The 20,479-nt window shown below is 67.5% G+C and carries 29 protein-coding genes; all 29 read right to left on the reverse strand.

The genetic code is table 11. The features are described from left to right. Nucleotides 1-100: 100 nt before the first annotated feature. The 29 genes from rplO to QQM39_RS17140 all read right to left on the reverse strand — a co-directional run bounded on the left by rplO (nt 101) and on the right by QQM39_RS17140 (nt 20,369). Entirely contained in the window at nt 101-556 is a 456-nt protein-coding gene (gene rplO, locus QQM39_RS17000) for a 50S ribosomal protein L15 (RefSeq protein ID WP_053846784.1), read from the reverse strand. A 2-nt stretch (nt 557-558) separates the two neighbouring features. Then, entirely contained in the window at nt 559-741 is a 183-nt protein-coding gene (gene rpmD / locus QQM39_RS17005; protein WP_003974250.1) for a 50S ribosomal protein L30, read from the reverse strand. A gap of 3 nt (nt 742-744) precedes the next feature. Further along, complete coding sequence (gene rpsE / locus QQM39_RS17010) at nt 745-1,350, reverse strand: 30S ribosomal protein S5 (RefSeq protein WP_009190144.1); 606 nt, start codon at nt 1,348-1,350, stop codon at nt 745-747. A gap of 41 nt (nt 1,351-1,391) precedes the next feature. Beyond that, on the reverse strand, nt 1,392-1,775 hold the full coding sequence (gene rplR / locus QQM39_RS17015) for a 50S ribosomal protein L18 (RefSeq protein ID WP_007494754.1): 384 nt from the start codon (nt 1,773-1,775) through the stop codon (nt 1,392-1,394). Nucleotides 1,776-1,778: 3 nt separating this feature from the next. Beyond that, the gene (rplF, locus tag QQM39_RS17020) at nt 1,779-2,318 is read right to left on the reverse strand and encodes a 50S ribosomal protein L6 (RefSeq protein ID WP_301997678.1); all 540 of its coding nucleotides are present in this window, start codon (nt 2,316-2,318) and stop codon (nt 1,779-1,781) included. 24 nt (nt 2,319-2,342) lie between these two features. Continuing rightward, nucleotides 2,343-2,741 (reverse strand): 30S ribosomal protein S8, encoded by a 399-nt coding sequence (rpsH, locus tag QQM39_RS17025; RefSeq protein ID WP_015658459.1) that lies wholly within the window; start codon nt 2,739-2,741, stop codon nt 2,343-2,345. Between the two features lie 213 nt (nt 2,742-2,954). Then, nucleotides 2,955-3,140 (reverse strand): type Z 30S ribosomal protein S14, encoded by a 186-nt coding sequence (locus QQM39_RS17030; RefSeq protein ID WP_003948630.1) that lies wholly within the window; start codon nt 3,138-3,140, stop codon nt 2,955-2,957. Between the two features lie 5 nt (nt 3,141-3,145). Next, entirely contained in the window at nt 3,146-3,703 is a 558-nt protein-coding gene (gene rplE / locus QQM39_RS17035) for a 50S ribosomal protein L5 (RefSeq protein WP_301997680.1), read from the reverse strand. Further along, entirely contained in the window at nt 3,703-4,026 is a 324-nt protein-coding gene (rplX, locus tag QQM39_RS17040) for a 50S ribosomal protein L24 (protein WP_062151337.1), read from the reverse strand. The genes rplE and rplX overlap by 1 nt, the downstream gene beginning before the upstream one ends. A 2-nt stretch (nt 4,027-4,028) precedes the next feature. Beyond that, nucleotides 4,029-4,397, reverse strand: coding sequence for a 50S ribosomal protein L14 (rplN, locus tag QQM39_RS17045; protein ID WP_003998823.1), 369 nt, complete (start codon nt 4,395-4,397; stop codon nt 4,029-4,031). Between the two features lie 189 nt (nt 4,398-4,586). Next, nucleotides 4,587-4,874, reverse strand: coding sequence for a 30S ribosomal protein S17 (gene rpsQ / locus QQM39_RS17050; protein ID WP_003992363.1), 288 nt, complete (start codon nt 4,872-4,874; stop codon nt 4,587-4,589). After that, nucleotides 4,874-5,098, reverse strand: coding sequence for a 50S ribosomal protein L29 (gene rpmC / locus QQM39_RS17055; RefSeq protein ID WP_003974259.1), 225 nt, complete (start codon nt 5,096-5,098; stop codon nt 4,874-4,876). Before rpmC ends, rpsQ begins: the two co-directional genes overlap by 1 nt. Then, on the reverse strand, nt 5,098-5,517 hold the full coding sequence (rplP, locus tag QQM39_RS17060; protein WP_030967307.1) for a 50S ribosomal protein L16: 420 nt from the start codon (nt 5,515-5,517) through the stop codon (nt 5,098-5,100). Before rplP ends, rpmC begins: the two co-directional genes overlap by 1 nt. A 5-nt stretch (nt 5,518-5,522) precedes the next feature. Beyond that, nucleotides 5,523-6,344, reverse strand: a complete 822-nt coding sequence (rpsC, locus tag QQM39_RS17065; protein WP_301997684.1) for a 30S ribosomal protein S3 — start codon at nt 6,342-6,344, stop codon at nt 5,523-5,525. Then, the gene (gene rplV, locus QQM39_RS17070) at nt 6,344-6,691 is read right to left on the reverse strand and encodes a 50S ribosomal protein L22 (RefSeq protein ID WP_062706767.1); all 348 of its coding nucleotides are present in this window, start codon (nt 6,689-6,691) and stop codon (nt 6,344-6,346) included. The genes rpsC and rplV overlap by 1 nt, the downstream gene beginning before the upstream one ends. Nucleotides 6,692-6,734: 43 nt before the next feature. After that, on the reverse strand, nt 6,735-7,016 hold the full coding sequence (gene rpsS / locus QQM39_RS17075; protein ID WP_301997685.1) for a 30S ribosomal protein S19: 282 nt from the start codon (nt 7,014-7,016) through the stop codon (nt 6,735-6,737). 12 nt (nt 7,017-7,028) lie between these two features. Continuing rightward, complete coding sequence (rplB, locus tag QQM39_RS17080) at nt 7,029-7,865, reverse strand: 50S ribosomal protein L2 (protein ID WP_037887002.1); 837 nt, start codon at nt 7,863-7,865, stop codon at nt 7,029-7,031. Between the two features lie 40 nt (nt 7,866-7,905). Further along, nucleotides 7,906-8,325: a 50S ribosomal protein L23 gene (gene rplW / locus QQM39_RS17085; protein WP_062706769.1), complete on the reverse strand. Its 420-nt coding sequence runs from the start codon at nt 8,323-8,325 to the stop codon at nt 7,906-7,908. After that, nucleotides 8,325-8,981, reverse strand: a complete 657-nt coding sequence (gene rplD / locus QQM39_RS17090) for a 50S ribosomal protein L4 (RefSeq protein ID WP_301997686.1) — start codon at nt 8,979-8,981, stop codon at nt 8,325-8,327. The genes rplW and rplD overlap by 1 nt, the downstream gene beginning before the upstream one ends. A gap of 8 nt (nt 8,982-8,989) precedes the next feature. After that, nucleotides 8,990-9,634: a 50S ribosomal protein L3 gene (gene rplC / locus QQM39_RS17095; protein WP_062706771.1), complete on the reverse strand. Its 645-nt coding sequence runs from the start codon at nt 9,632-9,634 to the stop codon at nt 8,990-8,992. Between the two features lie 17 nt (nt 9,635-9,651). After that, entirely contained in the window at nt 9,652-9,960 is a 309-nt protein-coding gene (rpsJ, locus tag QQM39_RS17100; protein ID WP_003948644.1) for a 30S ribosomal protein S10, read from the reverse strand. Nucleotides 9,961-10,555: 595 nt separating this feature from the next. Next, the gene (locus QQM39_RS17105; RefSeq protein ID WP_301997688.1) at nt 10,556-11,044 is read right to left on the reverse strand and encodes an adenylyltransferase/cytidyltransferase family protein; all 489 of its coding nucleotides are present in this window, start codon (nt 11,042-11,044) and stop codon (nt 10,556-10,558) included. Continuing rightward, on the reverse strand, nt 11,041-12,582 hold the full coding sequence (locus QQM39_RS17110; RefSeq protein ID WP_301997690.1) for a fibronectin type III domain-containing protein: 1,542 nt from the start codon (nt 12,580-12,582) through the stop codon (nt 11,041-11,043). The genes QQM39_RS17105 and QQM39_RS17110 overlap by 4 nt, the downstream gene beginning before the upstream one ends. A gap of 74 nt (nt 12,583-12,656) precedes the next feature. Then, nucleotides 12,657-14,201, reverse strand: coding sequence for an oligosaccharide flippase family protein (locus tag QQM39_RS17115; RefSeq protein ID WP_301997692.1), 1,545 nt, complete (start codon nt 14,199-14,201; stop codon nt 12,657-12,659). Continuing rightward, complete coding sequence (locus QQM39_RS17120; RefSeq protein ID WP_301997693.1) at nt 14,198-15,868, reverse strand: hypothetical protein; 1,671 nt, start codon at nt 15,866-15,868, stop codon at nt 14,198-14,200. The genes QQM39_RS17115 and QQM39_RS17120 overlap by 4 nt, the downstream gene beginning before the upstream one ends. Then, nucleotides 15,843-17,294 (reverse strand): hypothetical protein, encoded by a 1,452-nt coding sequence (locus QQM39_RS17125; RefSeq protein ID WP_301997694.1) that lies wholly within the window; start codon nt 17,292-17,294, stop codon nt 15,843-15,845. Before QQM39_RS17125 ends, QQM39_RS17120 begins: the two co-directional genes overlap by 26 nt. A 153-nt stretch (nt 17,295-17,447) precedes the next feature. Beyond that, on the reverse strand, nt 17,448-18,131 hold the full coding sequence (locus QQM39_RS17130; RefSeq protein ID WP_301997695.1) for a class I SAM-dependent methyltransferase: 684 nt from the start codon (nt 18,129-18,131) through the stop codon (nt 17,448-17,450). Further along, entirely contained in the window at nt 18,098-19,360 is a 1,263-nt protein-coding gene (locus QQM39_RS17135) for a glycosyltransferase family 4 protein (protein WP_301997696.1), read from the reverse strand. The genes QQM39_RS17130 and QQM39_RS17135 overlap by 34 nt, the downstream gene beginning before the upstream one ends. 28 nt (nt 19,361-19,388) lie before the next feature. Next, a complete protein-coding gene (locus tag QQM39_RS17140; RefSeq protein WP_301997697.1) occupies nt 19,389-20,369 on the reverse strand; it encodes an NAD-dependent epimerase/dehydratase family protein in 981 nt (326 codons plus the stop codon). Nucleotides 20,370-20,479: the final 110 nt, after the last annotated feature.

Consider the following 20,479-nt stretch of genomic DNA (forward strand, 5'->3'; position numbering starts at 1 on the left):
ACCGGCGAGACCGCCCCCCTTGGAACGACCAACCGGGGATACCCCATTTGTGGGGTATCCCCGGTCGGGATCGCTCAAGTCATCGAGACGCCTGATGTGTTCAGACGAGCTCGGTGACGGTACCGCCGGCGGCGGTGATCTTCTCCTTGGCGGAGCCGGAGACGGCGTCCACCGTCACCTGCAGCGCCACGGAGATCTCGCCCTGGCCGAGCACCTTGACGAGGCTGTTCTTGCGAACGGCACCCTTGGCGACCAGACCCTCGACGGTGACCTCGCCACCCTCGGGGTACAGCGACGCCAGCTTGTCGAGGTTCACGACCTGGTACTCGGTCTTGAACGGGTTCTTGAAGCCCTTCAGCTTCGGAAGACGCATGTGGAGGGGCATCTGGCCACCCTCGAAGCGCTCCGGAACCTGGTAACGGGCCTTCGTACCCTTGGTACCACGACCGGCCGTCTTACCCTTCGACGCCTCACCGCGACCGACACGGGTCTTCGCGGTCTTGGCGCCCGGGGCGGGACGGAGGTTGTGGATCTTGAGCGGGTTGTTCTCCGCCATGATCAGTCGACCTCCTCGACCGTCACGAGGTGGCGGACGGTGTGCACCATGCCGCGGAACTCGGGGCGGTCCTCCTTGACGACCTGCGTGTTGATGCCCTTGAGACCAAGGGAACGCAGGGTGTCACGGTGGTTCTGCTTGCTGCCGATGTAGGACTTGACCTGCGTAATCTTGAGCTGCGCCATGACCTACGCACCCGCCCCGGCACGCGCACGGAGAAGAGCCGCGGGGGCGACGTCCTCGAGCGGCAGACCACGGCGAGCCGCGATCTCCTCGGGACGCTGCAGGCCCTTCAGGGCCTCCACGGTCGCGTGCACGATGTTGATGGCGTTGTCGGAGCCGAGCGACTTCGACAGCACGTCGTGGATACCGGCGCACTCGAGCACGGCACGCACCGGGCCACCGGCGATAACACCGGTACCGGGGGACGCGGGCTTGAGCAGGACGACGCCGGCAGCCTTCTCACCCTGGATGGGGTGCGGGATGGTGCCCTGGATACGGGGGACCTTGAAGAAGTGCTTCTTGGCCTCCTCAACACCCTTGGCGATGGCGGCCGGCACCTCCTTGGCCTTGCCGTAACCGACACCCACGGTGCCGTCACCATCGCCCACTACGACGAGCGCAGTGAAGCTGAAGCGACGACCACCCTTCACAACCTTGGCGACGCGGTTGATCGCGACAACGCGCTCAACGTACGCGGTCTTCTCGGCGGCAGCTGCGCCGCCGTCACGGCCCTTCCGGTCCCGCCGCTCGCCGCCACCGGCACCGCCACCGCGGCGCTGGGGTCCAGCCATTGGAATTACCTCTCTCTGTCTCCGCTAGCTACGGAACCGACTCAGAACTTGAGTCCGGCTTCGCGGGCGGCGTCCGCCAGAGCGGCGATGCGCCCGGCGTACTGGTTACCACCACGGTCGAATACGACGGCCTCGACGCCGGCGGCCTTGGCACGCTCGGCGACCAGGGCGCCGACCTGCTTGGCCTGCGCGGACTTGTCGCCCTCGCCACCGCGGATCGAGGTGTCCAGGGTGGACGCCGACGCAAGGGTGTGACCCTTGATGTCGTCGATCACCTGGGCCACGATGTGGCGGTTCGAGCGGGTGACGACCAGGCGCGGACGCTCCGCCGTACCGTTGATGTGCTTACGGATCCGGATGTGGCGGCGCTTGATCGCGGCGCGCTTGTAGGCGTCGCCCTTGAGGATCTTCTGTCCGTATGCCATGGCTTACTTACCCGCCTTTCCGACCTTGCGGCGGATGACTTCGCCCTCGTACTTGACGCCCTTGGCCTTGTACGGGTCGGGCTTGCGCAGCTTGCGGATGTTGGCCGCAACCTCGCCGACCTTCTGCTTGTCGATGCCCTCGACCGAGAACCGGGTGGGGGCCTCCACCTTGAAGGTGATGCCCTCGGGAGCCTCGACGGTGATCGGGTGGCTGTAGCCGAGAGCGAACTCGAGGTTCGATCCCTTGGCCTGCACGCGGTAACCGACACCGCTGATCTCGAGCTTCTTCACGTAACCCTGGGTCACGCCGGTGATCATGTTCGCCACCAGCGTGCGGGACAGGCCGTGGAGGGCCTTGTTCTGACGCTCGTCGTTCGGGCGGGTCACCTGCAGGGTGCCATCCTCGCCCTTGACGACCTCGATCGGCGCCGAGACGGTGTGGGTCAGCTCGCCCTTGGGGCCCTTGACCTTGACCGTACGGCCGTCGATGGTGACGTCCACGCCGGCGGGAACCGCGATGGGGAGCTTGCCGATGCGCGACATAGCTGTTTCCTCCGTTCCCTTCTGCTACCAGACGTAGGCGAGAACTTCTCCGCCTACGCCCTTCTTGCCGGCCTGCTTGTCGGTGAGGAGCCCGTGCGACGTGGAGATGATCGCCACGCCGAGGCCGCCGAGCACCTTCGGCAGGTTGGTGGACTTCGCGTACACCCGGAGACCGGGCTTGGAGATCCGCTTGATGCCCGCGATGGAGCGCTCACGGTTCGGGCCGAACTTCAGCTCGAGGACGAGGTTCTTGCCGACCTCGGCGTCCTCGACCTTCCAGCCCGTGATGAAGCCCTCCTGCTGGAGGATCTCCGCGATGTGCGACTTGATCTTCGAGTGCGGCATCGCCACGGTGTCGTGGTACGCCGAGTTCGCGTTCCGCAGACGCGTAAGCATGTCTGCGATCGGATCAGTCATGGTCATGAATTGGCCTTCGGCCTCTCTCGCCGGGGTTTCCTGGTGCGCCATCCCTCTCCCCGATCCGAGACGGGACGGGTGCGGCGCGGTGGACCTACGGCGTAGTAAGTCGTACGGGCGACTGTCAGGCGCCCAACCCTCCAAGCCTAAGCCATGGAAGGGAGGGCGCCTGACACGCCCAGTGCTTACCGAGAGCCCTTGGAATCCCTAAATGGGGGATTACCAGGAGCTCTTGGTCACGCCCGGCAGCTCGCCACGGTGAGCCATCTCACGAAGGCACACGCGGCACAGGCCGAACTTGCGGTACACGGAGTGGGGACGGCCGCAGCGCTGGCAGCGCGTGTAGCCACGCACGCCGAACTTGGGCTTGCGAGCAGCCTTCGCGATCAGAGCCTTCTTCGCCATCTCGCTCACGCCTCCTTGAAGGGGAAGCCGAGGTGACGAAGGAGCGCACGGCCCTCAGCGTCGTTGGTCGCCGTGGTCACCACGGTGATGTCCATACCCCGGACGCGGTCGATCTTGTCCTGGTCGATCTCGTGGAACATGACCTGCTCCGTGAGACCGAAGGTGTAGTTGCCACGGCCGTCGAACTGCTTGGGGGACAGACCACGGAAGTCGCGGATGCGCGGCAGCGCGAGCGACAGGGTGCGGTCCAGGAACTCCCACATGCGGTCGCCACGGAGCGTGACGTGGGCACCGATCGGCTGGCCCTCACGCAGCTTGAACTGCGCGATGGACTTGCGGGCCTTGGTGACGGCCGGCTTCTGACCGGTGATCGTGGTGAGGTCGCGGATGGCGCCCTCGATCAGCTTGGAGTCGCGGGCGGCGTCGCCCACACCCATGTTGACCACGATCTTGACGAGGCCGGGAACCTGCATGACGTTCTCGTACTTGAACTCGTCACGCAGCTTGCCCGCGATCTCCTCGCGGTACTTCTGCTTCAGACGCGGAGTGGTGGTGGTCGTCATCAGATGTCCTCACCCGTCCGCTTGGCAACGCGGATCTTGTTGCCCTCTTCGTCGAAGCGGTAGCCGACACGCGTGACGACCTTGTTGCCGTCCTTCTCAACGACCAGCTGGACGTTGGAGACGTGGATCGGCGCCTCGGTCGTGACGATGCCGCCGGCCTGCGAGCCCTTGGCGGTCGGACCGGCCTTGGTGTGCTTCTTGACCCGGTTGACACCCTCGACCAGGACACGCTCGTCGCGCGGGTAAGCGGCAATGACCTTGCCCTGCTTGCCCTTGTCCTTGCCGGTGATGACCTGGACCAGGTCGCCCTTCTTGATCTTCATGCTTACAGCACCTCCGGAGCCAGCGAGATGATCTTCATGAACTTCTTCTCGCGCAGCTCACGCCCGACCGGGCCGAAGATGCGGGTGCCGCGAGGGTCGCCGTCGTTCTTCAGAATGACGGCGGCGTTCTCGTCGAAGCGGATGTACGAGCCGTCCGGACGGCGGCGCTCCTTGACGGTGCGAACGATGACCGCCTTGACGACGTCACCCTTCTTCACGTTGCCACCGGGGATCGCGTCCTTGACGGTGGCGACGATGACGTCACCGATGCCCGCGTAGCGGCGACCGGAGCCACCGAGCACACGGATGCAAAGGATTTCCTTCGCACCAGTGTTGTCGGCGACACGCAGTCGCGACTCCTGCTGGATCACGTCTATCTCCTGTTTGTCTGCCGGTTCCCTCCGGGGGTTGAACCGGAGAGCCTGGCGGAACCGTCCTGCAAGGATTGCCCCGCAGGAATTACTTGCGCCTCTTCAGGCGGAAACCCGCGCCGGGGGCCACACACCGTGAGGTGGAGCCGGCCCCCAGCGAGGGGCAGCGGGGGGCGAACCCCCGCTTGATTACTTCGCCTTCTCGAGGATCTCGACGACGCGCCAGCGCTTCGTCGCGGACAGCGGCCGGGTCTCCATGAGGAGGACGCGGTCGCCGACGCCCGCGGCGTTCTGCTCGTCGTGCGCCTTGAGCTTGTTGGTACGGCGGATGACCTTGCCGTACAGCGCGTGCTTGACGCGGTCCTCGACGGCGACGACGACGGTCTTGTCCATCTTGTCGCTGACGACGAGACCCTCACGGGTCTTGCGGAAGCCGCGGGCCTCTGCAGTCTGCTCAGTCACGTTGCTCTCACTCATCAGGCGCTCTCCACCGTCTCGATGCCCAGCTCGCGCTCACGCATCAGGGTGTAGATCCGCGCGATGTCCTTACGGACGGCCTTGAGCCGACCGTGGTTCTCGAGCTGACCGGTCGCCGCCTGGAAGCGGAGGTTGAACAGCTCTTCCTTGGCCTCGCGGAGCTTCGCAAGAAGCTCCTCGTTGCCCAGCTCGCGCAGCTCGGACGCCTTGGTACCGGCCGACATCACGCTTCACCTGCCTCGCGCTTGACGATCCGGCACTTCATCGGCAGCTTGTGGGCCGCACGAGTCAGCGCCTCACGGGCGATCTTCTCGTTGGGGTACGACAGCTCGAACATCACGCGTCCGGGCTTGACGTTGGCGATCCACCACTCCGGAGAACCCTTACCGGAACCCATGCGGGTCTCGGCGGGCTTCTTGGTGAGCGGACGGTCCGGGTAGATGTTGATCCAGACCTTGCCACCACGCTTGATGTGACGCGTCATGGCGATACGAGCGGCCTCGATCTGACGGTTCGTCACGTACGCCGGGGTGAGCGCCTGGATGCCGTACTCGCCGAACGCAACCGTCGTGCCACCCTTGGCAGCGCCGGAGCGCTTGGGGTGGTGCTGCTTGCGGTGCTTGACCCTACGGGGGATCAGCATGACGGTCAGGCCTCCGTTCCGGTGCTCTCAGCCGGAGCGGCGGCGGGAGCCTCGGCCTTGGGGGCCTCGGCGCCGGCAGCCTGCTGCGGCTTGCAACCGCGCCGCTCGCCACCACGGCCACCACGGGCCGGGCGGTCGGCACCGCCACGGGCCGGGCGGTTACCCGCACGGGCCGCAGCGTTCTCGGCGCGGACCTCGGCGATGTTCTTGACGTCGCCCTTGTAGATCCAGACCTTCACACCGATGCGGCCGAAGGTCGTCTTGGCCTCGAAGAAGCCGTAGTCCACGTTCGCGCGGAGCGTGTGCAGGGGCACGCGGCCCTCGCGGTAGAACTCCGAGCGGGACATCTCGGCGCCGCCGAGGCGGCCACCGCACTGGATCTTGATGCCCTTGGCGCCGGCCTTCATCGCCGACTGCATGCTCTTACGCATGGCGCGGCGGAAGGAGACGCGGGAGGAGAGCTGCTCGGCAACGGCCTGGGCAACCAGCTGAGCGTCGGTCTCGGGGTTCTTGACCTCGAGGATGTTCAGCTGGACCTGCTTGCCCGTGAGCTTCTCGAGGTCACCGCGGATGCGGTCGGCCTCGGCGCCACGGCGGCCGATGACGATGCCCGGACGCGCGGTGTGGATGTCCACCCGCACACGGTCACGGGTGCGCTCGATCTCAACCTTCGAGATACCGGCGCGCTCCATGCCGGACGTCATCATCCGACGGATGGCGACGTCTTCCTTGACGTAGTCCTTGTACAGCTTGTCGGCGTACCACCGGGACTTGAAGTCCGTGGTGACACCGAGCCGGAACCCATGCGGGTTAACCTTCTGGCCCATTACCGGGTTCCTTCCTTGCTGGCGACGACCACGGTGATGTGGCTGGTCCGCTTGCGGATCCGGTAGGCACGGCCCTGAGCGCGCGGACGGAACCGCTTCAGGGTCGGGCCCTCGTCGACGTACGCCTCGCTGATGAACAGCGAGGTGGCGTCCGGGTGGTCGTAGTTGTGCGCGGCGTTGGCAATGGCGCTGTCGAGCACCTTGCCGACCGGCACGGAGGCTGCCTGCGGAGCGAATCGCAGAACAGCCTGGGCCTCCGTGGCGTCCATGCCACGGATGAGGTCCACCACGCGGCGGGCCTTCATGGGCGTGACGCGGATGTACCGCGCCTGGGCCCTGGCTTCCATGGTTGTCCCTTCAGTTACTTACGTGTCTGAATGCGATCCGCTACTAGCGGCGCTTCGACTTCCGGTCGTCCTTGACGTGGCCCCGGAAGGTGCGCGTCGGCGAGAACTCGCCGAGCTTGTGGCCGACCATCGACTCGGTGACGAACACCGGGATGTGGGTCTTGCCGTTGTGCACCGCGAGCGTGTGGCCGAGCATGGCCGGCACGATCATGGAGCGACGGGACCAGGTCTTGATGACGTTCTTGGAACCGGCTTCGTTCTGGGCTTCCACCTTCTTGATCAGGTGGTCGTCGACGAAGGGCCCCTTCTTGAGACTGCGCGGCATCTAAACCCGCTCCTAGCGCTTCTTGTTCGTCTTGCGGCGGCGGACGATGTACTTGTTGCTCGCCTTCTTGGGAGCACGAGTACGACCTTCCTTCTGACCCCACGGGGAGACCGGGTGGCGACCACCGGAGGTCTTGCCCTCACCACCACCGTGCGGGTGGTCAACCGGGTTCATCGCCACACCGCGAACGGTCGGGCGAACGCCCAGCCAGCGCTTGCGGCCGGCCTTGCCCCAGTTGATGTTGCTCTGCTCGGCGTTGCCGACCTCGCCGACGGTGGCGCGGCAGCGCACGTCGACCAGGCGGATCTCACCGGAGGGCATGCGCAGGTGGGCCATCTGGCCCTCCTTCGCGAGCAGCTGCACGGAGGCACCGGCGGAGCGGGCGAACTTGGCGCCGCCACCGGGACGGAGCTCGATCGCGTGGATCGTGGTACCGACCGGGATGTTGCGCAGCGCCAGGTTGTTGCCCGGCTTGATGTCGGCCCCGGGACCGTTCTCGACGCGGTCACCCTGCTGCAGGTTGCGCGGGGCGAGGATGTAGCGCTTCTCGCCGTCGGCGTAGTGCAGCAGCGCGATGCGCGCGGTGCGGTTGGGGTCGTACTCGATGTGCGCGACCTTCGCCGGCACGCCGTCCTTGTCGTGACGACGGAAGTCGATCACGCGGTAGGCGCGCTTGTGGCCACCGCCCTGGTGGCGGACGGTCACACGACCGGAGTTGTTACGGCCACCCTTGCTGTGCAGGGGGCGGACCAACGACTTCTCCGGCGTGGACCGCGTGACCTCGACGAAGTCGGCGACGCTGGAGCCACGACGGCCCGGCGTAGTCGGCTTGTACTTGCGGATTCCCATTTCTCAGTCCTCGTCCGATATCGGACGATCCGGACCGCCCTCAGGCGGTCGGACCGCCGAAGATGTCGATACGGTCGCCCTCAGCGAGGGTCACGATCGCGCGCTTGGTGGACGCGCGCTGGCCGAAGCCCGTGCGGGTCCGCTTGCGCTTGCCCTGGCGGTTGATCGTGTTGACCCCGGTGACCTTGACCTCGAAGACCGTCTCGACGGCCTGCTTGATCTGGGTCTTGTTGCTGCCCGGGGCGACGACGAACGTGTACTTGTTCTCGTCGAGGAGCGCGTAGCTCTTCTCGGACACGACCGGCTTGATCAAGATGTCACGGAGGTCCGTGAACGACTTGCTCGCCGGCGTGACGACGGTGTTCTTGCCCTCGGCGGCGTGGCGACGCGCCTTGGCGACGCGAGCGGCCTTGGCCTTCTTCGCGGCCTTCGAGGCAATGGCGGGGTGACGGATAGCCATCAGGCCTCGCTCCCTTCGGTGTCATTGGCCTTCGGGCCCGACACGAAGGACTCGAACGCGGCCTGGGTGAAGACCACGTCGTCCGAGACGAGAACGTCGTACGTGTTCAGCTGGCCCGGCTCCAGGATGTGGACCTGGGGCAGGTTGCGGGCGGACAGCCACGCGGCCTCGTCGGCGCGCTCGACGACCAGGAGCAGGTTCTTGCGCTCGCTGATCTTGCCGAACAGGCTCTTGGCGGCCTTCGTGGAGGGTGCCTCGCCCTCGATCACGCCGGAGACGACGTGGATGCGGTTGTTGCGGGCCCGGTCGGTGAGGGCGTGGCGCAGGGCCGCGGCCTTCATCTTCTTCGGGGTCCGCTGCGAGTAGTCACGCGGCACGGGACCGTGCACGACGCCACCACCGGCGAACTGCGGCGCGCGGGTCGAACCCTGACGGGCGCGACCGGTGCCCTTCTGGCGGTAAGGCTTCTTGCCACCACCACGGACCTCGCCACGGGTCTTGGTCTTGTGCGTGCCCTGGCGGGCAGCGGCCAGCTGCGCGACGACGACCTGGTGAAGCAGCGGAACGCTGATCTTCTCTACGTCGAAGATCTCCGCGGGGAGCTCGACGGTACCGGCCTTGTCGCCCGCCGGCGAAAGGATGTCAACAGTGCTCATCGGTTACCTCAGGCCCCCTTGGCCGCGGTGCGGACCAGGACGAGGCCGCCGTTCGGACCAGGAACCGCGCCCTTGATGAGCAGCAGACCCTTCTCCGCGTCAACGGCGTGGACGGTCAGGTTCTGGGTGGTGACCCGCTCGTTGCCCATGCGACCCGCCATGCGGAGGCCCTTGAACACACGGCCCGGGGTGGCGCAGCCACCGATGGAACCGGGAGAGCGGTGCTTGCGCTGGGTGCCGTGTCCGGCGCCGAGGCCCTTGAAGTTGTGACGCTTCATGACACCGGCGAAGCCCTTGCCCTTGCTCTTGCCGGTGACGTCGACCTTCACGCCGGCCTCGAAGACCTCGGCCGTGACTTCCTGGCCGAGCGTGTACTCGGAGGCGTCAGCGGTGCGGATCTCGACGAGGTGACGACGGGGGGTGACGTCGGCCTTGGCGAAGTGACCCTTGAGGGGCTTGTTCACCTTGCGCGGGTCGATCTCGCCGAAGGCGATCTGGACCGACTCGTAGCCGTCGACGTCGTTCGTACGCACCTGGGTCACGACGTTGGGGCCGGCCTTGACGACGGTGACCGGAACAACACGGTTGTTCTCGTCCCACACCTGCGTCATGCCGAGCTTCTCGCCCAGGATGCCCTTGATCTGCTTAGCCATCTCTCAGATCACCGGCCTCAGAGCTTGATCTCGATGTCGACACCGGCCGGGAGGTCGAGTCGCATCAGAGAGTCAACGGTCTTGGGGGTCGGGTCGAGGATGTCGATCAGGCGCTTGTGCGTGCGCATCTCGAAGTGCTCGCGCGAGTCCTTGTACTTGTGCGGCGACTTGATGACGCAGTACACGTTCTTCTCAGTGGGCAGCGGCACCGGGCCCGCGACCGACGCACCAGTGCGCGTCACCGTCTCGACGATCTTCTTCGCCGAGGAGTCGATGACCTCGTGGTCGTAGGCCTTGAGCCGGATGCGGATCTTCTGTCCCGCCATGGCTACTCAGTAGTCCTGTCTCTCTAACGCTCTGGAACCTGGTGTTCCTGTCCCTCTTCTCCGACCCACGCGGTCGGGCGTGTCGCGCTCTCGCTGACACAGATGCCCCTTGTTCGAACATCCCTTGCCGGGGAGCACGGCCCTTCCGGAACCGCAAGCCGGGGGCGAGGAGGCCCACCGGGTGCCTGGCCGGCGCCGCACTGACACTTCCCGAAAGATTCCCGTACGTCCGCCCCAGCGCTGCCTTACGGCAGTTAGGGCGACGAGTACTGTGGGACTCGCTTCCGGTCCTCCCGGCGGGAGGCGCGCAGCATCAACACTCGACCGAGCAACTCGGACAGTCTGCCATATGGGGCAGGGGGCTGGCCAATCGAGCCGGAGAGAATACCCCGAGGGTGATGTAGGTCAAACCCGGGCGGCCGCGCCCTCGGATCGACCGGGTGCCCGCCGCCTGACCGGAGCGGTCGCGTCCGCGCCGTCGTCCACCAGCGACCGGATCACCCCGTGGTCCGGGGACCATGGGGTGAGGTTCTCGGGCCGACGGGTCCGCCTCAGCGGACCCGTCGGCCTCTGGTACACGGGCGACAGGCCTGTGTCAGCCGACTGTCCCGCTCGGACGTGGTCCCGCGAGCTGTCCCGAGGCCGGCCCGGAGGGGTTCTGCTCGCCGAGGAGGCGGAGCGCCTCCCGTAGCAGCGTGCTCGAGGTGTGCACGGTGTAGGGGAAGTAGACGACCTTCACCCCCACCCTCGCGAACTCGGTTTCGAGAGCCGTCCAGACGTCCGTGCCCAGCCAGTCGTCACCTTTGAAGATGACGTCGAATCCGACTTCCTTCCAGATCGCGATCTTGTCGTCCACGGTCGCGACGAACGTCTCGTCCACATAGCGCACACTCCGAACGATCTGCAGCCGCTCGGCGAGCGGGACGACCGGCGGCCTGCCTTTCAGGCGCACCACCAGGTCGTCCGAGCAGACGCCGGCGATGAGCCGGTCGCAGTGCCCGCGCGCCCGGCGCAGGATGTTCAGATGGCCCACATGGAAGAGGTCGAAGACCCCTGGCGCGTAGCCGAGACGTTCGCCTGTCAACGCTGTTCCTTCGGACGCCCGTCGGCGACCGCGGTGACTACGAGCGCTTTCGACCTGGGCGAGGTGTTGTCGCCGTCGCTGACGGCGATCCGGTAGCGATGGCGAGAGCCGGGGGTGACGGAGTCGGTGTGCTGCATCGTGGGGCGGTTCCACTCCGTGGACCGCTGCGTGGGCGAGGCCACGAGCTTGCCGTCCCGGTAGATCAGGTACTTCAGCTCCGCGTCGTCCCGGTCCCATGCGGCACGCCAGCTGAGCGTGACCTTCCCGGCGGTCGACGTCGAGGCCTCGAGCTGGGGCGGCTCCTCCGGGGCTCCGCGGTCGCGCCCGGGCGAGAAGCGGACCAGGCTCTGCTGCCGTCTGCCGTTGACCTCGGTGAACTCGCCGCCCGCCCAGAGGACTTCACCGGCCATCTTCAGCGCGCGGGGGCCGTTGCCCTCGCCGGTCCCGCCGTCCGTGTCGGGGAACCAGTGCAGGATGTGCCGGTCACGGACCGATTGGGCCAGGAAGTGCTGGCGCTGGTTGAACTCGGGGAAACCGCCCGGTGTGTCCCTGCAGTTGTGGGCGTGGGACCCGCTGTAGAGCACACCGTTGTGCACGGCGAGGGCCTGGGTGGCGCCCAGGCAGGTGTCCTTCCAGACCATGTCGCCGTTGCCGAGGCGGCCGGCGATGCGGCCGTCGAAGATGCCGGTTCCCCTGCCCTCGGCTGCCACATAGAAGTTGGTCGCGTCGCGTACCAGCGCCTTCACCTTGGATCTCGCCGGCAGCCAGCTCGGGTACGAGGTCACCGTCGTGCCTGTGGCGGGGCGCAGGGCGACGAGCTTGAACTCGAACTCGTCGTTGACCTCGAGGAAGTCGCCGCCGACGATGAGCTTGCCGAATTCGGGTGCGGCGAGGAGGGCCCGTACGGGAGCGTCGATCCGCGCCTTGAACGGCAGCAGCGAACCATCGGGCGCGAGCGCCGCGATGCGCTGCCGCTTCTGACCGTTGACGACCGTGAAGTCGCCGCCCAGATAGACCGCGGAGTCCGTGACCTCGATCGCCCGCACGAACGACGACATGTGCGGCCGGAAGTCCTTGCGCAGCGAGCAGTCGGCCGTGTTGAGCGCGACCGCACTGGAGGCAGCGGCCTTGCCGACCTTGCCGAACGAGCCGCCGACGTACAGCACCTCGCCGTCGGGGGAAGCCTTCAGCGCCCGTACGGTGTCACCGGCGCCGGAGAAGGGCTGGGCGCACGGCAGCAGTTTGCCGGTGGCGGCGTCGAACGCGGCGAAGTTCTTGCGTACGACCTCCCTCTGACCGCGCTTCGCGCCCGGAGGACGGACCTTGTCGAAGGTCCCGCCGACGTACACGACACCGTCCGCGTACTCGATCGACCACACGATGCCGTCGGTCTGCCAGGTCGCCAAACGGTCGGCGGTCAGGGTCTTTTCGTCGCCGTCGGCTGCTGAGCTCGACGCGGTGATGAGCGAGGCAGCCGCGAGGAGGGCCACAGCCGAAGCCGTGGTGAGCCCTCTCTTCGTGCTTTTTCTCAGGCGCATGGAACATCCCTGGTTGCAGCAAGTACGGGTGGGAGAACGGAAGGAGGAGCGGCGGTCTCGGTTCCGAGACGGCCTCAAGTGGCGCGTTCGCGCAGCACACCGACGAGTTCACGCACGCCCAGAGGTGCGCTAAATCTCCACAAACTTATACCGAATACGAAAAATCCCATGGTGATTGCGACGGCAAGTCCGATGGCCGTGTCACCTGCCAGCAGCCGGGTGGGAACGACCAGCGGCACCGTGAGACACAGCCCGGCGGCGGTCGCCAGGAGATATCCGTTGTCGATGACCGTGAAGCCCGGATGCCGCCGCACCAGCGCGGCCGAGACCAGGTTCTCGACGATGGTCGCCGCCGCCCAGGACAGGGCGGCTCCGAGGACGCCCAGCCGGGGTACGGCGAGCAGGCCGACCGTCAGCTGCACCGTGAACGCGACGCCGGTGACCGCCAGATGCCAGGAGCTCTTGCCGGCCATGAGCAGCACCGTCTGGGCGTTTCCCACCCCCACGTTGACCGCCGAGGCGACACAGAGCACGACCAGCGCGGCCGCCCCCTGCTCGAACTCCGGCCCGAACAAGGACAGGATGGTGCCGGGGAAGCTGGTGAGCAGGACGAGCAGGGGCCAGGAGAACAGCACGATCCAGCGTGTCGAGACCCGGTACAGATGGCGGGCCTGCGGGATGTCGCCCACGGCGAGGAGGCGGCTGATCTCCGGAGCGACGGCCAGCCGGATGGCGAGCTGGAGCAGCGTCGCCGCGATGACGACACGGCCGACGGCGGTGTAGATGCCGGCCTCTTCGCTCGTCGCCAGGCAGGACAGCAGCACGACGCCCACCCAGACCGCGCTGATGTCGAAGACGGAGGAGATCGCCCGAGGTACGGCGAACGCCCAGAATCCGTGCCGGGTGGCGGCGGCGTCGGGTCCGCAAGGAGCTCTGAGGCCGGTACGGCGGCACCGGCGCAGCGCGTGCCAGGCGACGAGGACGCCGGCCAGGGAGGGGACGAGCCAGGCGGCGGCCAGACTCAGCACACCGGGGGCCAGCAGGGCGACCGGTACGGCGATTAGGACGCGCAGGACGGGTTTGCCGATCTGCTCGACCCCGACCAACGGAATCACGGTGCCGTAGCCCTGGGTCGCGCCAAGCAGGATCAGGGTGACCGTGGCCAGGGGGAGAAACAGTGCGAAGAGCCGGACCAGGGTGACCGCGTCCTGGGGAGGCAGGTTCGGCAGCAGTGAGGTGGCCGTCGAGGGAGACAGGAACAGCAGCGCGGCGGCCCCTGTGCTCACCGCGGCTCCCGGTACGACCGCGGTGCGCAGAAGCGCGCCCACCTGCCGGCCGCCGCCGGTGGCCACGTCACGGGAGACGAAGCGCACCAGCCCGGTGTCGGCGCCGAGCTTGCAGGTGTTGCAGAGGATGGTGAAGACGGCGATGCCGGTGAACACCGCTCCCGACCCGTGCGCCCCGAGGGCGCGAGTGACCAGGGTGACGAGGATGTAGCCGGATACAGCGCTGACCGCTGAGCCCAGGAAGCCCCACCATCCGCCCCGCGCGGTGGCGGCGACCGCGCTCCGGGTGGCCTTCCCGCCGGCGGCGGGAAGGGCCGTTCCGGAGGCGCTCATCCTTTGGAGGCGGTGAGCGTGTCGTCCTGGGCGGACGGGCTCTGCTGCGGCTGGGAGACCAGCTCTTCCTGGGTGTCGCGGCCGACGTGGTGCGCGGCCGCGGACAGGCCCTCGGTCTTCTCGGCACGGGCGGCCGGCATCGCCGACGGGCCGAGCTCTCCCGGACGGCGGCTGCCGCTCAGGGCAGCGCGGAGCAGGCTCCGCCGAGTGCCGGGGCAGAGCACCGCGCCCACGATGTGTCCGCCCGAGCAACTGATCAGCTCGCGAACCTGCCTGAGGTCGTCGCGGGTGGTGTGCTGCGGTCCGCCCACGATGAGGACACCGTCCGCACGCTGGGCGACCGCGAGACCGTCGGCGTGTTCGAGCAGCGGCCGTGTGACGACCACCGAGGATCTTCCGGAACCGGCACACGACAGGGCACGCGCCACCATGGGGGACATCGGGATGTCGCCGGTGGAGGCGCCCCGTCGGTCGGGGCAGAGCGTGATGCGTCCGGCCGCGCCCGCGTCGACGACGACCCGGCCGTCCAGGGGACGCGGCGATTCGGCGTCGTCATCCGCGTCCTCGGTCAGCAGGGGCAGCCGTGCCGCGAGGCCCGGTGTGCTCGCGGTGGCGTCCACCAGCAGAACGTCCTCACCGGACTCGGCGAACACGGCGGCGAGGTTGATGGCGGCCGCCTCGGCCTCGCGGTCCCGCTTCGGCGCCACGACCAGCAGCGTGCCGCCGGCCGTACGGGCGTCGCCGTGCCGGAGGTGGAAGGCGAGAGTGCGGTACGCCTCCGCGCGACTGCTGGCGACCCGGCCGACCTCCAGCAGTTCGCTGTCCGTCGCGGCGTCCGGGAGGATGGCCAGCACCGGGGCGCCCAGCGCGCCTTGGACCTCGTCGACCGAGCGGACCCGTGGTTCGAAGGCGGACCGCAGCCAGGCGAGCAGGACGGCCAGTACGAGTCCGCCCATCAGGCCGAGGCCGATGAGCGCCACCGGCCCCGGCCCCGCGGGGTGCTCCGGCGGCTCGGCCCTGCGTACGACGTCACCTCCGGTGGTGTCGCGGGACTCGAAGTCGGAGATCCGCTTCTGCAGCGCGTTGATCTGCTCCCGCAGAGCCGCGCTCGCGGGCTTGCCGGCTTCCGCGTTGTTCTTTCTGACCAGCGGGGCGAGCTGCCGTTTCAGCGCGTCCGCCATCCGCCGCACCGTGGCGTCGGTCCGCTCCTTGCGGTCGGCGAGGTAGGCGTCGAGGAACGCGTTGGTGACCCGGGCCGCCCGCTTCGGAGTGCCGGCCGTGTACTCGAACCGCAGAATCTGGGTGTGCGGCCGATTGCTGACCCGCAGCTCCTCCAGCAGCGCGTCGGCCCGGGACGGCTGGCGCAACGCTTGTGCCGCACGGGCCGCGACGGCGGCGCTTTGCGCGATCTGCTGCTCGGTGCCCATGCTCACCTGGTTGTCGACGGACACGCCGAAGGTGCTGAACGGGTCCACCGTCGAACGGACGAGAACCTCACCGGTGGAGGTGTAGCTGCCTGCGCGCAGCAGCACCAGCAGCAGTCCCCCGAGCAGCCCGAGGACGATACCCAGCGCGATGGTCACGCGGTACTTCAGCAGCTGGCGCAGCTGGTCGCGCAGCTGGTCCGGTTCGCTGTACCCGTCATCGAAGCTGGCGGAGCTGGTCACGGATGCCTCCTGTTCCGGGGATGGATGCGTGGCTGACGGTCTCGGGCGGCAGCGCCGGTGAAGGGAGCCGGAGTGGCCGGGCGGCGCGGCGGGTGATGAACAGCGGGACGGTCAGGAGCAGCAGCATCGGCCCGACGATGGCCAGGAGGCTGCCGCGCAGGAAGATCATCTGGTAGAAGGCGAAGGCCGGGACCAGCACAAACGCCAGCGTGGCCTGCCTGTCCCGTAGCCGTTCCCGGATGTCGTCCATACGGCGTCCGGCCGCACCCAGCAGACAGAAGACGGCCACCACGGAGGGGAAACCGGCCCACATGTAGCTCTCGATCCACAGCGGTGCCGAGAGGTTCCAGAAGTCGTAGCCCGCATGCTGGGCGAGCGTGATACCGACGGCCTGCGGTTTTTCCGGCCATACGGAGCGGGGCACCATGAACACGAGGGGCCCGAGCGCGTCCGACGGCGAGAAGCCGTTCTCCTCCACATGGTCGACCCCGGTCTGCATCTGCTGGAAGGAGTCGTAGTCCATGTTCGAGGTGAGCTGCTCCGTCAGGCTCACCACCTGGACGGCTTCACGTTCGCTGTAACGGAAGTAGTCGCTGTACGGGAAGACGAGCAGCACCACCGCGGTGAGCGCCGCGGCGGTGCTGCGAAAGGCCCGTGGGCGGTTGAACCGGCTCCATGTGAACAGCAGGACCAGCAGGACGGTGCCGGCCCAGAAGCGCGGCCTGCTGATCGGGTTGTTGACGACCACGTTGAGTCCGAGCAGCAGCGGGAGCAGCGTCCAGCGGACGCGGCGCAACCACCGGTCGCCCGTCGTGCGGCGAGGCAGGTGGATCAGGCCCACCAAGGCCCAGAAGGCGGGGACGGCGAGGGTCCAGGTGCGCAGCGTCCGCTCCGAGTCCGTCGCGGCCTGCGACTGCCACAGGGCCTGCCTGCTGGTGAAGAAGGCGCCCCAGCCGCCCAGTTGGGGAATGAGGACGACCGCGAGAACGAGCGACAGGCAGCTCAGGACGAGCACGGGCAACGGGGCGAGTCTGCGGGAGAGCAGCGGTCCGAGAACGATCGAGCGATGCGGGGCGCGCCTGGCTGCCAGCACCGCTCCGGCGCTGTAGGCGAGGAGCCCGACTTCGATCAGGACGGTGGCCGTGAAGGCGGTGGCCTCGTCGGTCCGGTATCCGAGGGGGTAGGTGTCGGTGGTGAGCATGGCGAGCGGCGCCAACCCGAGCCATACGTAGGCGAAGAGCCAGAAACCGAACGCGACGAGCCGTACCGATGTATCGGTGAGTACCCAGGTGAGCGCACCTCCGGTGTGCGCCACGACGACGCACTGCACGATGAGCGCGGCGCCGACGTGCCCGGCGGAGGTCTGCAGGACCAGTCCCGGCAGCAGGCCGATGAGTACGGCGGCCCAGGCGCATACTGCGGCCATGCAACGTTCTCGACTGCCCTGCACCTGCACCCCTCTCATGGAAGGCGAGCAAATAGGTTGAAATACGCGTCAACCTATTTGTACCTCACATGCGATACATATCGGGTGAATTCAGGAGCTTTTCGCTTGAGGGTTCACGGCCGTCGGATCGCATTATCTGATTGACCGACAAACCATGAAGTACTGCGAGCTCAGCCACCACGGCGCCTTCGGCACCGGGCTCATATGTACGGCTTCGATGGAGAACCGCTCTCGCACGACCTCCCGCAGTTCCCGGAAATCAAAGCCCTTGTGGGTCGTGCGCGGATTCCGCGGTCGGCTCACCCGCATTCCGACCATCGCTTTCATCACTTCCGCGGGCGTGTACTCCGATCGGAGCGAGCGGCTGCGGATCATCCAGTTCGTCACCTTCGGCACGATGGCCAGGCCGCACATGATCGGCACGGAGATCACGAGCGCGCCGCTCGGCTTGAGAATGCGCAATGCGTCTTCGAGCAGAGCATCGAGTTCGTTGGCGTAGAGATGCTCGCAGACCTCGAACGCGGTCAGCACATCCACGCTCTGCGCCGCGACGCTTTCCATCGATTCCACGTACTTCACTTCGGGATACGTCGGTTCCATGTACGGGTCGTATCCGACGAGCGTGACGTCGGGTCGGACCTCGCCAAGCGCGTGCAGAAAAAGTCCGGGTCCTGCACCGAAATCGATGACGGTGCCGTACTTCGCGCACACTCCGGCGACGAGATCGACCGCCATCGTCGTACGGGTGCGATGCGCAAAACGAGCCAGTGGGTTACCGGATTTTACCGTTTGTTCCTCGTACGAGATTTCGCGCATCGAGAGCTCCTGACGTTGGACTTGTGCAATGGGTCCCGAGTCGACGAGGCCAGCCTGAGGATTTCTTCGAATCGCGAGGCACAGCGCTCCAGGGCGAACTCCCGCTCGGCCAGCGCCCGGCTCTCCTTGCCCAGTGCCTCCGCGCGCGCCGGGTCGTTCAGGACCTCGCGGACCCACGTGGCCGCGCCGGCCAGCGAGGACTCCTCCGGCGCGAAGACCGCCGAGCCGGCCTTGCGGAGCAGCTGCGCCGCCAGATTGTCCGCCGGCATCAGGCCCAGCACCGGGCGTCCGGCGCACAGATAGGACAGCGTCTTGGAGGGGACCGAGAACTCCCCGGCGTCCGCCGCGAGCAGCACGACCAGCACATCGCCGGTGCCCAGCACCTCGGGCAGCCGCTCGTAGGGCTGGAAGGGCAACAGGGTCAGATCGACGCCTCGGGCGGCCGCGGCCTCCTTGATGACCGGGACGGCCGGGCCGTCGTTGACGACGACGAGGCGGACCCGCTCACCCTGCTCGCGCAGCGTCTCGACCAGCCGCACCAGCAGGGCGGGGTTGTGCTTGAGGCCGATCGTGCCCGAGTACAGCACGGTCCTGACGCCGGTGAGGCCGTGCTCCCGCGACCACGCGTTGGCACGGGCCACGGGGAGGATCTCGTCCAGCGGCGCCCAGTTGGGAATGACGCTGACCTTGTCGGCGGTGCCCCACTCCCGGTGCACCCGCACGAAGGAGTCGGCGATCACCACGATCGCCGAGGCACGTCGCGCCGACCACCTCTCACCCTGCTCGAACACCCTGGCGGCGACGCCCATCAGCCTCGACACACCGGCGGCGGCGAAGCTGCGAAGGGCGATGGCGGTGATGTCCTGGTGCCACAGCACCCAGGGGATGCGCAGCGTCCTCAGCGCCGCCGCGGCCATCACCAGGGTCGGGATCGGCAGATTCCCCAGCATCGCCACGTCCGGCTGCTCGCGCCGTACCTGTCGGGCCAGTTCCAGGCCGAGCCGGGTCTCCTGGAAGAGGCGTCGGACGTAGGCGCCCTTGTCCAGCACGACGTGGTCGCCGATGGTGACGAACCGCAGGCCGGCGACCGTGTCCTCGGCGAGGTTGCCCTTTCCGGAGACGTAGGCCGGGCAGGTCGAGTGCACGACGTCATGGCCGCGGTGCGCCAGCTCACGGCTGAGCTGCGCCTGGAAGGGGTGCCCGCTGTAGTCGTGGACGAGGATCCTCATCGGCTGCTCTCCCTGCCGATCCGAGCGATCAGGAGCGCGCGAGCTTGACCTGGCCGTAGACCCAGGCATAGGTCTTCTCAAGGCCCTCGGCGAGGGAGATCGAGGGCTCCCAGCCGTGGAGTTCGCGGATCAGGGTGTTGTCGGAGTTGCGGCCGCGTACGCCCTGCGGCGCGTCCAGCTGGTACTTGCGCTCGCAGCGGATGCCCGCGATCTCCTCGACGATGTCGACCAGTTGGTTGATGGTGACCAGCTCGGAGGAGCCGATGTTGACGGGGATGCTGCTGGCCCCGTTCATGAGCATCTGCGTGCCGTGGACGCAGTCGTCGATGTACATGAAGGAACGGGTCTGCCGGCCGTCGCCCCAGATGTCGATCCGGTGCGAGCCGGAGATGGCCGCCTCGGCGATCTTGCGGCACACGGCCGCCGGGGCCTTCTCACGGCCACCGGTCCAGGTGCCCGCGGGGCCGTACACGTTGTGGTAGCGCGCGACGCGACAGGTGAACCCGTAGTCCTCCTCGAAGTGGCGGCACATGCGCTCGGAGAAGAGCTTCTCCCAGCCGTAGCCGTCCTCGGGCTGCGCCGGATACGCGTCCTCCTCCTTCAGCGCGGTGACGTTCGAGGCGGTCTGCTTGGCGGCGGCGTACACGCAGGCCGACGAGGAGTAGAAGTAGCGCTCCACGTCGGCCTCGTGCGCGGCCTTGAGCATGTGGGTGCTGATCAGCACCGACATCATGCAGGCGGCCTTGTGGTTCTCGATGAAGCCCATGCCGCCCATGTCGGCGGCCAGCATGTACACCTGACCGGCGCCCCGGACGGCGTCGCGGGCGTTCTCCAGGAGCGACAGATCGGCGACGACGTTCTCGGCGTCGCGGTGCAGCTGGTGCCAGTCGTGCTGCGGCTTGATGTCGACACAGCGGACCGAAAGCCCTTGCGCCAGGAGGTCGGCAGCGAGGTGCCCGCCGATGAATCCCCCGCCTCCGGCAACAACGACGTCCACCTGCTTGGTCATGGCAGCTCCTCCAGAAACCCGGGATCGGTGGTCACTGAGACCTGCCAGGTAGGTTATGCACTAATTATCCGAATTAGACCGATATGCCACGCGCTTCCGTGACCCGAGTG

Origin of the sequence: Streptomyces sp. DT2A-34, assembly GCF_030499515.1 — a bacterium.
GTDB lineage: Bacteria > Actinomycetota > Actinomycetes > Streptomycetales > Streptomycetaceae > Streptomyces.

Excerpts from the sequence above, each read along its gene's own strand:
- QQM39_RS17030 (WP_003948630.1), bottom strand. The coding sequence starts at position 3,140 with ATGGCGAAGAAGGCTCTGATCGCGAAGGCTGCTCGCAAGCCCAAGTTC.
- rplD (WP_301997686.1), bottom strand. The coding sequence starts at position 8,981 with ATGAGCACTGTTGACATCCTTTCGCCGGCGGGCGACAAGGCCGGTACC.
- rplF (WP_301997678.1), bottom strand. The coding sequence starts at position 2,318 with ATGTCGCGCATCGGCAAGCTCCCCATCGCGGTTCCCGCCGGCGTGGAC.
- QQM39_RS17130 (WP_301997695.1), bottom strand. The coding sequence starts at position 18,131 with ATGCGCGAAATCTCGTACGAGGAACAAACGGTAAAATCCGGTAACCCA.
- rplV (WP_062706767.1), bottom strand. The coding sequence starts at position 6,691 with ATGGAAGCCAGGGCCCAGGCGCGGTACATCCGCGTCACGCCCATGAAG.
- QQM39_RS17135 (WP_301997696.1), bottom strand. The coding sequence starts at position 19,360 with ATGAGGATCCTCGTCCACGACTACAGCGGGCACCCCTTCCAGGCGCAG.
- QQM39_RS17110 (WP_301997690.1), bottom strand. The coding sequence starts at position 12,582 with ATGCGCCTGAGAAAAAGCACGAAGAGAGGGCTCACCACGGCTTCGGCT.
- rpsQ (WP_003992363.1), bottom strand. The coding sequence starts at position 4,874 with ATGAGTGAGAGCAACGTGACTGAGCAGACTGCAGAGGCCCGCGGCTTC.
- rpsC (WP_301997684.1), bottom strand. The coding sequence starts at position 6,344 with ATGGGCCAGAAGGTTAACCCGCATGGGTTCCGGCTCGGTGTCACCACG.
- QQM39_RS17115 (WP_301997692.1), bottom strand. The coding sequence starts at position 14,201 with ATGAGCGCCTCCGGAACGGCCCTTCCCGCCGCCGGCGGGAAGGCCACC.
- rplB (WP_037887002.1), bottom strand. The coding sequence starts at position 7,865 with ATGGGAATCCGCAAGTACAAGCCGACTACGCCGGGCCGTCGTGGCTCC.
- rpsE (WP_009190144.1), bottom strand. The coding sequence starts at position 1,350 with ATGGCTGGACCCCAGCGCCGCGGTGGCGGTGCCGGTGGCGGCGAGCGG.
- rplR (WP_007494754.1), bottom strand. The coding sequence starts at position 1,775 with ATGGCATACGGACAGAAGATCCTCAAGGGCGACGCCTACAAGCGCGCC.
- rplX (WP_062151337.1), bottom strand. The coding sequence starts at position 4,026 with ATGAAGATCAAGAAGGGCGACCTGGTCCAGGTCATCACCGGCAAGGAC.
- rpsJ (WP_003948644.1), bottom strand. The coding sequence starts at position 9,960 with ATGGCGGGACAGAAGATCCGCATCCGGCTCAAGGCCTACGACCACGAG.
- rplO (WP_053846784.1), bottom strand. The coding sequence starts at position 556 with ATGGCGGAGAACAACCCGCTCAAGATCCACAACCTCCGTCCCGCCCCG.
- rplP (WP_030967307.1), bottom strand. The coding sequence starts at position 5,517 with ATGCTGATCCCCCGTAGGGTCAAGCACCGCAAGCAGCACCACCCCAAG.
- QQM39_RS17125 (WP_301997694.1), bottom strand. The coding sequence starts at position 17,294 with ATGGCCGCAGTATGCGCCTGGGCCGCCGTACTCATCGGCCTGCTGCCG.
- rplC (WP_062706771.1), bottom strand. The coding sequence starts at position 9,634 with ATGGCTAAGCAGATCAAGGGCATCCTGGGCGAGAAGCTCGGCATGACG.
- rpsS (WP_301997685.1), bottom strand. The coding sequence starts at position 7,016 with ATGCCGCGCAGTCTCAAGAAGGGGCCCTTCGTCGACGACCACCTGATC.
- rpmC (WP_003974259.1), bottom strand. The coding sequence starts at position 5,098 with ATGTCGGCCGGTACCAAGGCGTCCGAGCTGCGCGAGCTGGGCAACGAG.
- rplW (WP_062706769.1), bottom strand. The coding sequence starts at position 8,325 with ATGGCTATCCGTCACCCCGCCATTGCCTCGAAGGCCGCGAAGAAGGCC.
- rpsH (WP_015658459.1), bottom strand. The coding sequence starts at position 2,741 with ATGACCATGACTGATCCGATCGCAGACATGCTTACGCGTCTGCGGAAC.
- QQM39_RS17140 (WP_301997697.1), bottom strand. The coding sequence starts at position 20,369 with ATGACCAAGCAGGTGGACGTCGTTGTTGCCGGAGGCGGGGGATTCATC.
- rpmD (WP_003974250.1), bottom strand. The coding sequence starts at position 741 with ATGGCGCAGCTCAAGATTACGCAGGTCAAGTCCTACATCGGCAGCAAG.
- rplE (WP_301997680.1), bottom strand. The coding sequence starts at position 3,703 with ATGACGACCACCACCACTCCGCGTCTGAAGCAGAAGTACCGCGAGGAG.